Genomic DNA, 11934 nt, shown 5'->3' on the forward strand with positions numbered 1-11934 from the left:
GCCTCGATCAGTTGCTGGATGTTCTGCTGCAGCGGGTACTGTTCAGCGGTGGCGTTCCACGTGACCAGGGTGCGCTCGCGCTCGGCAGCCGCCAGCAATGGCAGTTCGGCCACCGGTTGGTGCGGTTGCTCGACGATGCCTTGCAACAGGTTGATGAAGTGGGTCGACAGCCGCTCGATGGTCGAGCGCTCGAACAGGTCGGTGTCGTATGCCAGGGAAACCATCAGCCCCTGCGCGGTCTCGCTGGTATCCAGCACCAGGTCGAACTGCGCCGTGGCACTGTCCCAATGCAGCGGCTCGACACGCAGTTCACCCCAGTTCCGCTCGGCGCGCGCAGCGTACTGGTGGTTGAACAGCACCTGGAACACGGGGCTGTGGCTAAGGTTGCGTTCCGGTGCCAGGGCCTCGACCAGTTGCTCGAACGGCAGGTCCTGGTGGGCCTGGGCCTGCAGCGCCGCCTGCCGGGTCTGGCGCAACAGGACGTCAAAGCCCTGCCCGCCATCGACTTCGGCACGCAGCACCTGGGTATTGACGAAGAAACCGATCAGCCGCTCGGTTTCAGCCTGGGTGCGGTTGGCCACCGGTACGCCGACGCGGATGTCGGCCTGGCCGCTGTAGCGGTGCAGCAAGGCCTGGAACGCTGCCAGCAGCAACATGAACAAGGAAGCATCCTGAGTCTTGGCCAGCTGTTGCAGCCCGTGGCTCAGTTCAGCCTCGAGCGGGAAGTCCAGGCGCGCACCACGCAAGCGCCGTTGGGCCGGGCGTGGCCGGTCGAACGGCAGCTCGAGCACGACCTGCTCGCCGCCCAGTTGCGCCAGCCAGTAATCGAGCTGGCGGGCACGCTCGCCACCGTCCAGCCACTGACGCTGCCAGGCCGCGTAGTCGGCGTACTGCACAGGCAACGGTGCACAGTGCTCGCCGTGGTAGCCGCGCAGCAGCTCTTCGACCAGCACCTCCAGAGAGGCGCCGTCGGAAACGATATGGTGCTGGACGATGACCAGCACATGATCCTGCTCGCCCATGGCCAGCAACTTAACCCGCAGCAACGGCCCTCGTACCAGGTCGAACGGCGCCCGCACCTGGGCATCGACCCAGGCCGCCAGCGCCGCATCGTCCAGCTCGCCTGGGTGCTCGATCACGATGGGCAGCGCCAGGTGCGGATGAATATGCTGCCGCAGCTCGCCCGTGGCGTCATCGAAGGTGGTGCGCAATGGCTCGTGCCGGGCGATGACCTGGTCGAATGCCGACTGCAACGCCGGCAACTCGAGCGGCCCCCGCACACGCAACGCCGCCGGAACGTTGTAGGCGGCGCTCTGTGGGTCCAGCCGCCAGAGGAACCACTGCCGCTCCTGGGCGTAGGACACGGCCATCGCAGGCGTGCGCGGCAATACCGCAATCGCCGCGGCCGCCCCCTGGCCCAGTTCGGCGCAACGGTCGGCGAAGGCCCCCAGGGTCGGCTGCTCGAACAGCTGCCGCAGGGGCACTTCGAGCCCAAGCCCTTGGCGAATGCGCGCGATGACCTCGGTCGCCAGCAACGAGTGGCCACCGAGGCTGAAGAAACTGTCGGCAAGGCCGACGCGCTCGACCTGCAGGGCTTGCGCCCAGATCGTCGCCAGTTGTGCTTGCAACGGCGTGCGCGGCGCTTCGTAGACCTGCTGGGCGGCACTGAAGTCCGGCGCCGGCAAAGCCGCGCGGTTCAGCTTGCCGTTGTTGTTCAACGGCAGCCGTTCCAGCACCAGCAGGTGGGCCGGGATCATGTAGTCAGGCAGCGCCTGCCCCAAGGCAGCCCGTACGCCCTGTAGCCAGTCAGCCGACGGCGTGGCCTGAGCAGCGACCAGGTAGGCCACCAGTTGCGGCCCGGTCGGCCCGGCGAGGGCCAGCACCGCCGCCTCGCGGACCGACGCCAACCCTTGCAGGCAGGCCTCGATCTCGCCCATCTCGATGCGCATACCGCGAATCTTCACCTGATGATCGATACGCCCTACGTACTCCAGGACCCCGGCCTGGGTATAGCGCGCCAGGTCGCCGCTGCGGTACAGGCGTGCGCCAGGCTGTTCGGCGAAGGGATCCGGCAGGAAACGCTCGGCGGTCAACGCCGGGCGGTCGAAGTATTGCTGCGCCAGGCAGCTCGGTGCACCGATGCACAGCTCGCCGACGCCATCGCTGGGCAACAGCTGGCCGGCACAATCCAGCACATACAGCGAGCGGCCTGCGATGGCGTGGCCGATGGGCACGCCATACGCATCCTGCGCATCTTCGAGGCGGCAGTCATGCACGCTGGAGACTACTGTCGCCTCGGTCGGGCCATAGGTATTGACCAGGCTGAGCCCGCCCAGCCCCGCCGCATGCCACAGGCGCAGCCCTTCCACCGACATGGCCTCGCCGCCCACGTGCACCTGACGCAGCTTGCCCAGGCCCTGGCCCGGCCGCGCCGCGCAAGTCTTGGCCAGCATGTGCCAGTAGGCGGCCGGCAGGTCGGCCAGGGTCACGCCCTGCTCGACAATCAACCGCGCCAACTGATCGGCGTCCCACAGTGCCTCGCCACGCATGATCAACGCGGCGCCGACGCACAGCGGCGGATAGCATTGCTCGACGAAGCCGTCGAAACTGAAAGTGGCGAACTGCAGCACCCGGTCGTCGCGCTCAAGACGGGAGTAGCCGGTGGCGCTGTAGCTGAACTCGCGCAGGGCCGCATGGCTGATCGCCACCCCCTTCGGGCGGCCGGTGGAACCGGAGGTGTAGATGACATAGGCGAGCTGCTCGGCGGCGACCTGCACATCCGGGTCGTGGTCGCCACAGTGCGCGGCCTGCTCGCCCAACACCCCCAGTTCCAGGCGACGCAGCCCCGCCGGCAGCGCCAATTCGACCAGCAGGCCGTCGTCGCACAACAACAGGTCCAAGCGGCTGTCCTCGATCATGTAGGCCTGCCGTTCATGTGGATACTGCGGGTCCAGCGGCACATAGGTCGCGCCGCTCTTGAGCACGGCAAGCAGGCTGACGATCAGCTGCGGGCCTCGGCGCAGGGCCAGGCCGACACGCTGGCCGGGGCGCACGCCCTTGGCGATCAGTGCATGCGCCAGGCGATTGGCCTGGCCATCGAGCTGACCATAGCTCAGGCGCAGCTCGCCACATTGCAAGGCCAAGGCCTGGGGCTGGCGCGCGGCCTGTGCCGCGATACGCTGGTGAACCAGTTCCTGGCTCGGCAACGCCAGTGCGCGGCCGTGGCTGAAGCCAAGCACCTCGGCCTGCCCCTTATCGTCAAGCAGGCCCAGCGCGCCTGACGGCGCGGCCGGGGTGGCGACCATCTGCGCCAGCACCTGGCGGAGCCCGGCGCACAGCTGAGCCACCTGCTCTGCCGCGAACAGCGCAGGGTCGTAGCCGAACGCCAGGCTGACCCCATCGCCGAGCTCGATGCCGATGGTCAGCGGGTAGTGGGTGCGCTCGTGATTGCTCACCGCGCCGAAACGCAGGCCGGCAGGCGCGCCCTGGCGCAGCGCCTCGGCCACCGGGAAGTTCTCGAACACCAGCAGGCTGTCGAACAGCGCCGCGCCCTGCTGGCCAGCCCACCCTTGAATGGCATACAACGGCACATGCTCGAATTCCCGCAGGCTCAGGTTGAAGTCCTGCACGTCGGCCAGGTAACCGGCCACCTTGCGATCGGGCGCGACATCGATCAGCACCGGCAAGGTATTGATGAACAACCCAAGCTGGCCGTCGATGCCCGGCAGTGGCGCCGAACGCCCGGACACCGTGGCGCCGAAGGCCACGCAGGCTTGCCCGGTCAGGCGCTGTAGCACCAGGCCCCAGGCCGCCTGGAACAGCGTGTTCAAGGTCACCTTGTGGTGACGGGCGAAACGCTCCAGCTCGGCGGCCTGCGCGGCGTCGAGGCGGGCCAGGTACTCACCCTCGCCTTGCGCGTCGGCGGGGCGACGCAGGGCCTGGGCGAGCAGCGTCGGCGCCTGCAAGGCGCCGAGACGGGCTTTCCAGAATCGCTCGCCGGCACTGGCGTCCTGGCGTTGCAGCCACGCCAGGTAATCATGGAAACGGCCGGCCGGCGCCGACAAGCGCTCGCCGGCGTAGTGCTGGACCACCTCGGCCAGTAGCTGGGCATTGCTCCAGCCATCCAGGAGGATGTGGTGGCAGGTGAAGACCAGGTGCCAGTCGTCGGCCCCGGTACGCACCAGCAGCAGCCTGAACAAGGGTGCGCGGGCCAGGTCGAAACCCGCCTCGTGCTCGGCCCGGGCCAGTGCATCGAGGTCTGCCGCAGGTTCATCGACGATGCGCAGTGGCAGTGGCAACTGTCGCTGGACGATCTGATGGGCACTGTCCAGGCCCTGCCAGTGGATGCTGCTGCGCAGGATATCGTGACGCGCCAGGGCCGCCTGCCAGGCCTCGCCGAAGCGTTCCAGGTCCAGGCCGCCGATAGCCAGGCGCAACTGGTTGATGTAAGCGCCGCCCTGGGTTTCATACAGCGAGTGGAAGAACATGCCCTGCTGCATGGGCGACAGTGGGTAGAGGTCTTCGATGTTGTGGCCGGGCACCGGCAATGCATCCAGTTGCGCCTGAGTGATGCGCGCCAGCGGGAAGTCCGACGGTGACGGTTGCCCGGCGGGCACGCCCAGGCAGTGCTCGATGAGCGCCTCCAGTTCCTGGTCGTAGGCCGTGGCCAATGCCTGGACCGTGTCGGTGTCGAACATCGCCAGGCTGAAGCCCCATTGCAGCGACAGCTCGCCGTTGTACACCTGCCCTTCCAGGGTCAGCCAGTTGGCCAGCGGCGCGTCCGGGTCCTGGCCGTCGCCGCCGCGCTCGGTGGCCGGCGCCAGCAAGGCCTGGGCATCGAACTGGCTGTCGAACTGGCCCAGATAGTTGAAGGTGATGCGCGGCGGGTCAAGCGTCGCCAGGGCCTCGCGCACCGAGGCGTCACCCAGGTAACGTAGCACGCCGTAACCCATGCCTTTGTCCGGTACCGCGCGCAGCTGTTCCTTGATGGCCTTGATCGAGTCGCCATGACCGGCGCGCGGGGCCAGGCGCAGCGGATAGAGGCTGGTGAACCAGCCGACGGTGCGGGTCAGGTCGATGCCGTCGAACAGCTCTTCGCGGCCATGCCCCTCCAGCTGCACCAATGCCGCCTGGCTGCCGCTCCATTGGCAGATGACACGTGCCAGGGCCGTCAGCAGCAGGTCGTTGACCTGGGTGCGATAGGCTGCGGGCGCGACCTGCAGCAACTGCCGGGTGCGCTCGCGGGACAGGCGCGACGCCAGTTTGGCCCCATGACGGTTGCTTACCGGCGCGTCCGGCCTGTCGCACGGCAGTGCGCCATCGCCGCGTTGCGCTTGCCAGTAGGGTAATTGCCCGACGAACGCCGGCACCTGCTCGTGCAGCTGCGCAGACCAGGCTTGGTAGCTGCTGGTGCGCGGCGCCAGCGAAAGCGGCTGCCCGGCCAGGCGCTGGGCATAAGCCTGCTCCAGGTCCTCCAGGAGGATACGCCAGGACACGCCGTCGACCACCAGGTGGTGAATAACCAGCAGCAGGCGCTGCTCGCCTTGCGGCAAGTCGACCAGCATGGCGCGCAATAGCGGCCCACTGCGCAGGTCGAGGCTGCGCTGGGCAGCGTCGCAGAGCGCCGTCAGCGCCTGGGCATCCGCAGCCTGGCGCTGCCACAGCTCGACCTGCGCGACCGGCGCGCCATAGTGCTGCCGCCAGCCTTCGGCGGCGGGCTCGAAGCGCAGCCGCAGGGCGTCATGGTGGTTGACCACATCGCCCAAGGCAGCGACCAGCGCCTGGGCCTGCAACGGTTGCCGGGCACCGAGCAGCAATGATTGGTTCCAGTGCTCGCGGACCGCAATGGCCTGTTCGAAGAACTGCCGCTGCACAGGGCTGAGCGCCACCTCGCCGGTGGCCGGCGCCTGCTCAACCGCCAACGATGGCTGGCGCCCGACCGCGCCGGCCAGGCCGCGCACGGTCTGGAACTGGAACAGGTCGCGCGGGCTGAACTGCAGGCCCTGGCGACGAGCGCGGCCAACCACCTGGATGGCGATGATCGAATCGCCGCCCAGCTCGAAGAAGTTGTCGTCCAGGCCAACCTCGGCCACGCCCAGCACCTCGCTCCAGACTTGCGCCAGGGTACGCTGTACATCGGTTTGCGGCGCCACGTAAGCGCCGCGCGAAGCGGCATCCGGTTGCGGCAGGGCCTTTCGGTCAAGCTTGCCGTTGGGGGTCAGCGGGAACTGCTCCAGCGGCATCAGGTGGCTGGGCACCATGAATTCCGGCAGCGCCTGCAGCAGCCAGGCCTTGAGCCCTTGCTGCCAGCCGTCTGGCATTTCGTCGAGCACCAGGTAGGCCACCAGTTGCTTGCCGTCCAGCGCCAACACCACAGCCTCGCGCACCCAGGCATGCTGGGCCAGGCGCGCCTCAATCTCGCCCAGCTCGATGCGCAGGCCACGGATTTTCACTTGATGATCGAAACGCCCCAGGTACTCGATCACGCCATCCACACGCTGGCGAACCCGGTCGCCGGTACGGTACAGGCGCTGTCCGGCCACGAAGGGGTCGGCAACGAAGCGCTCGGCGGTCAACCCCGGACGCCGGTGGTAACCACGGGCCAGGCCAATGCCACCCAGGTAGAGCTCGCCGGCAACGCCCGGCGCCACCGGCTCGAGGCCAGCATCGAGCACATAGGTACGGATGTTGGCGATGGGCCTCCCGATGGGCACGCTGTCGCGGCCTTCGTCGATGCAGGTCCAGTGCGTGACGTCGATGGCCGCCTCGGTGGGGCCGTAGAGGTTGTACAGCGCCGCCGCCGGCAGCTTGCCGAACACCTGCAGCTGCGCGTCCACCGGCAATGCCTCGCCGCTGCAGAGGATGCGGCGCAGGCTGTCGCAGGTCTCGACACCAGACTCGTGGATGAAGGCCTGGAGCATCGAGGGTACGAAATGCAGCGTGCTGACCTGATGGCGACGAATGGTCTCGATCAGGCGCGCCGGGTCCCGGTGGTCACCGGGTGCGGCCACGGCCAGCCGGGCACCCGTCATCAGCGGCCAGAAGAACTCCCAGACCGACACGTCGAAGCTGAACGGGGTCTTCTGCAGCACCGTGTCACCGGCACACAGGCCATAGGCTTCCTGCATCCAGTGCAGGCGGTTGGCCAGCGCTTCATGGCTGTTGCCGGCGCCTTTCGGCCGGCCGGTGGAGCCGGAGGTATAGATGACATAGGCCAACTGCCGTGGGTCGGTGGCCACCTGGGGCGGGCTGGCGGGCTGGTCGTCCAGCGTCAGTTGGTCCAGGGCGATGCACTGCACGTCAGCGGGCACCGGCAGGCTGCCCTGCAGCGCCTGATGGGTCAGCAGCAGGCGAATGCCGCTGTCCTCGATCATGTAGGCCAGGCGCTCCTCGGGGTATTCCGGATCCAGCGGCACGTAGGCCGCGCCGGCCTTGAGGATCGCCATCAGCCCGACGACCATTTCTACGCTGCGCAGCAGGCTGATACCCACGAGGCTGTCGGCTCCGGCGCCTTGCGCGCGGAGGAAGTGAGCCAGGCGGTTGGCGCGGGCATCGAGCTGCGCATAGCTGAGCGCGGTATCACCACAGACCAGCGCCGGGGCGTCTGGCGCACGGCGCACCTGATCCTCGAACAGCTGGTGCACGCCGCGTTCGAGCGGATAACCGCGAGCGGTGGCGTTCCAATCCTCCAGCACTGTGCGACGGCTGGCGTCATCGAGCATCGGCAACTGCCACAGCGCGCTGTGCGGCTGGCTGACCAGGGCTTGCAGCAGGGCCTGCCAGTGTGTCGCCATGCGTTCGATGGTGGCGGCCTCGAACAGGTCGCTGGCATAGGTGAAGGCGGCGTGCAGGGTGCCACCCTGCTCGTAGGTGTCCAGGCTCAGGTCGAACTGGGTGGTGCGGCTGCGCCATGCCAGGGGCGACAGTTGCAGCCCCGAGGCCAGGGTCACGGTGGCCAGGTCGGCGACCTGCGGCTGGTGGTTGTACATCACCTGGAACAGCGGCGCATGGCTCAGGCTGCGCTCGACCTTCAGCGCCTCGACCAGGCGTTCGAACGGCAGGTCCTGGTGCGCCTGGGCACCGTGTACGACCTGCTTGATGCCTTGCAGGTAGGCCAGCACCTCGAGGTGCGCGTCTGGCCGCACACGCAACACCTGGGTGTTGACGAACAACCCGATCAGCCCTTCGACTTCGGCGCGGTTGCGGTTGGCCACCGGGCTGCCGATACGCAGGTCGGCCTGGCCGGTGTAGCGCTGCAGGAGCAAGCCGAACGCGCCAAGCATGACCATGAACGGCGTAAGGTTATGCTGCCGGGCGAAGCCGCGCAGCCGCTCGGCCAAGGCCGCATCGACCGCGAACGAGCGGCGCTCGCCACTGAAGCTCGGGGTCGCCGGCCGGGCATTATCCAAGGGCAGTTCGAGCACGGGCTGCTCATCGCCCAACTGCGCCTGCCAGTACGCCAGCTGCCGCGCCAGTTCGCCGGCTTCCAGCCAGCGGCGCTGCCACAGGGCATAGTCGACGTACTGGATCGGCAGATCCGGCAGTTGCGGCGCATGGCCAGCGGCGAAGGCGTCGTAGCAGCGGCTGAACTCGTCGATCAGCACGTTCATCGACCAACCGTCGGAAACAATATGATGCAGGGTCAACAGCAGTACATGTTCCTGCTCGGCCAGGCGCAACAGACGCACCCGCAGCAGCGGCCCTTGCGCCAGGTCGAATGGACGCAAGGACTCGGCCTCGGCTTGGGCACGCACCTGCGCTTCGCACCCGGCCTCATCCCACTGACGCAGGTCGACCCGCTCGATCAAGGCCTCGCCCACCGGGCGATAGACCTGGAGCAGACTGTCGTCAGGCTGGACCTCGAATACGGTGGTCAGGCTCTGGTGACGCGCCAGCAGGCTGGCGAACGCCTGCTCCAGCGCGGACTCATCCAGTTGCCCGGTCAGACGCACCGCGCCTGGCAGGTTGTAGGCGCCGCTCTGGGGGTCCATCTGCCAAAGTACCCACATGCGCTGCTGGGCATAGGACAACCCTTGGCGGTCCGGCGCCTGGACCCCGGCCGGAATGGGGAACTGGGAAAAGTCGATGCCCTCCCTGGCCAGGGTCTCGAGGAACACGCCGCGTTTGTCCTGCGGCAGTTCAATGAAACGGCGGGCCAGTAGCAGGGACTTTTCTGCATTCATCAGATTGCTTCCGTACGAGTGAGGTATCGGGCGGGGCCCGGCTATCCCTACGAAACGGATGCAACCTGAAAAAAATTAACGCCATAGCGCCCCCACACGGCAGCTGCAGACACACCCCGGGGCAACCCCGGGCGTGGCCGACCGGCCAACAGGGAGGCGTTAATTTGCCGTTGCGGCGGCTCGTTTACCAACAAAGCCGCCCTGCAAGAGGACCTTCGCATGCCTAGCCCCTCCCGCATCACCCAGGCACTCCAGCAAGGCCTGCGCCGCCTGGTCGGCAGCCCCGGCCCGGCTGCCAGCGCCTACCGCCTGTTCGATCTGCAGCTCAAGCAACGCATCACCCTTTCTCCATCACTTGCACGCCTGGTGTTCACCGCTGCGGATGTGGCGCGGATGGCCACCATGGCCCCCGATCAACGGGTCAAGCTGTTCTTTCCCCCCCCAGATGGTTCGCTGCCTGTAGTTCCCGCCGATGCCCACTGGAAAACGGCGCACAGCGCCTTGCCGCCCGCGCAACGCCCACCCATGCGGACCTACACCATCCGCGCGCTGCGTCGGGAAGCACTGGAAGTCGATGTAGATTTCGTGCTGCATGGCGTCAACGGCCCTGCTTCGGCTTGGGCCACCCATGCCCAGGTAGGTGACCGCCTGCAGATGCTTGCGCCCAACCTGGACTATGCCGGCGACCCCGGCGGTTATGAATGGAAGCCACCCCAGGGCGTACGCAACGTACTGCTGGTAGGTGACGAAACGGCACTGCCGGCGATTGCCGGCATTCTTGAGCAACTGGCAGGGACCCAGCCCGAGCTTGCGGTGCAGGCGTTCATCGAGGTGCCGTTGCAAGCTGACTGCCTGGATCTGCGCCATGGCGATGCCACCGAACTGCATTGGCTGCCGCGCGAGCTGCTGGGCTGCGCGCATGGCCAGGCCATGCAGCATGCGGTGCGCGAACTGGCCAGCCTGCCTCAAGGGCAGGCCGCGTCGCGGGTAAAGCTGGAAGAGGTAGATATCGACACACGAATACCGTGGGAGCAGGCCAGTAGTGCCAGGAGCACATTCCATGCATGGGTCGCGGGGGAATCGGCGACAGTGATGGATATTCGCCGGTATCTGATCAAGGAGCGCGGGTTGCAACGCGCGTGCCTGACCCTGATGGGCTATTGGCGGGCCGGGCGGACCTTTGATTGACGTGAGATAGCCGGGGCACTTTGCGGCCCCGGCAATGGTTCAGACTGCCGCGCTCAACGCCTCGGCAAAACGCTGTGCAACGTCATCGATCTGCTCGCCGCTGATGATCAACGGCGGCAGGAAGCGCACCACCGCGCCATGCCGCCCACCCAGCTCCAGGATCAGCCCACGCCTGAGGCACTCGCGCTGCACCTTCGGCGCCAGGTCGCGGTTAGCCGGTGGGTGGCCCAGCGCATCGGGCTGGCCTTGCGGGTCGACCAGCTCCACGCCCAGCATCAAGCCCCGGCCACGGATATCACCCAACTGCGGGTAGTCCCGCTGCAGGCGCTGCAGGTGCCCACGCAACCGTAGCCCCATGGCCTCGGCATGCTCGGCCAGGCGATGCTCGACCAGGTAGTCGATCACCGCCGAACCCGCCGCCATGGCCATCTGGTTACCGCGGAAGGTGCCGGCGTGCGCCCCCGGTTTCCACGTGTCCAGCCAGTCGCGATACACCACCACCGCCAACGGCAGGCTGCCGCCAATGGCCTTGGAAAGCGTGACCACGTCCGGCACGATGCCGGCATGCTCGAAGGCGAACATCCGCCCGGTACGGGCAAAGCCGCTCTGAATCTCATCGACGATCAAGGCCACACCCGCCTGCTCGGTGATCCGGCGCACGCCCTTGAGCCATTCGATATCGGCCGGGATCACCCCGCCCTCGCCCTGCACCACCTCCAGGATGACTGCAGCCGGCAGTGGCACCCCGCTTTCCGGATCGAGCAGCAGGTTTTGCAGGTAATGCAGGTTGGCCTTGACCCCGGCCTCACCGCCCAGGCCGAACGGGCAGCGGTAGTCGTACGGGTATGGCATGAACTGCACGCCGCTGCTCAACAAGGCACCCAGCGGTTGCTTGGGACCATGGCTGCCCATCAGGCTCAGGGCCCCCTGACTCATGCCATGGTAGGCGCCCTGGAAGGCCAGCACGGTGCTGCGCCCGGTGGCGCTGCGCACCAGCTTGAGTGCCGCCTCCACGGCGTCGGTCCCGGTCGGGCCGCAGAACTGCACCTTGGCCTCGCGGCGCAGGGCCTCGGGCAGGATGCTGTACAGGTCCTGAACGAAGCGGTCCTTGACCGGTGTAGTCAGGTCGAGTGTGTGCAAGGGGATCTCATCGGCCAGCACACGCTGGATCGCCTCGATCACCACCGGGTGGTTATGGCCCAGCGCCAGGGTGCCGGCGCCCGCCAGGCAGTCGATGAACTGTCGGCCTTCGACGTCTTCGACGTGGATACCCCTGGCGCGCTTGAGCGCCAGCGGGATGCGCCGTGGGTAGCTGCGGGCGTTGGACTCCTGCTGTTGCTGGCGTTGCAGCAAGGGTGAGTCGGTGAATTCGTACAGGGCCTGCGACACGCTGGCCGGCGGGACCTGGGCAAGGCTGGAAGCGGTGGACATGGGTAAATCCTCGCAAGCGAGCGAAAGTGCGGGTGTTCGTCGCTTGGAAAACGCTTGGGTGCTGGGAGGATTTAGCGGTTGTTACTGTATTTTACTTACCCTGTGCCGGCCCTTTCGCGGGCTTGCCCGCTCC

The 11934-nt window shown here is 67.3% G+C and carries 3 protein-coding genes; 1 reads left to right on the plus strand and 2 read right to left on the minus strand.

Annotated features, from left to right (window positions below):
* A partial coding sequence (locus tag B3361_RS07320) for a non-ribosomal peptide synthetase (protein ID WP_286777902.1) occupies positions 1–9182 on the minus strand: 9182 nt, incomplete at its 3' end.
* Positions 9183–9401: 219 nt separating this feature from the next.
* Between B3361_RS07320 and B3361_RS07325 the strand changes: the two genes are divergently transcribed.
* A complete protein-coding gene (locus tag B3361_RS07325) occupies positions 9402–10370 on the plus strand; it encodes a siderophore-interacting protein (protein ID WP_054905377.1) in 969 nt (322 codons plus the stop codon).
* Positions 10371–10409: 39 nt separating this feature from the next.
* Here B3361_RS07325 and B3361_RS07330 read toward each other — a convergent pair whose 3' ends face one another.
* Positions 10410–11801 carry an aspartate aminotransferase family protein gene (locus B3361_RS07330; protein ID WP_054905378.1) on the minus strand — a complete coding sequence of 464 codons (1392 nt, stop codon included), beginning with the start codon at positions 11799–11801 and terminating at the stop codon, positions 10410–10412.
* Positions 11802–11934 lie beyond the last annotated feature (133 nt).

It is taken from the genome of Pseudomonas sp. UBA6699, assembly GCF_002454615.1.
Lineage (GTDB): Bacteria > Pseudomonadota > Gammaproteobacteria > Pseudomonadales > Pseudomonadaceae > Aquipseudomonas > Aquipseudomonas juntendi.

What these genes read in the sequence shown, in the direction of transcription:
- B3361_RS07325 (WP_054905377.1), top strand. Translation starts at nt 9,402, where the DNA reads ATGCCTAGCCCCTCCCGCATCACCCAGGCACTCCAGCAAGGCCTGCGC.
- B3361_RS07330 (WP_054905378.1), bottom strand. Translation starts at nt 11,801, where the DNA reads ATGTCCACCGCTTCCAGCCTTGCCCAGGTCCCGCCGGCCAGCGTGTCG.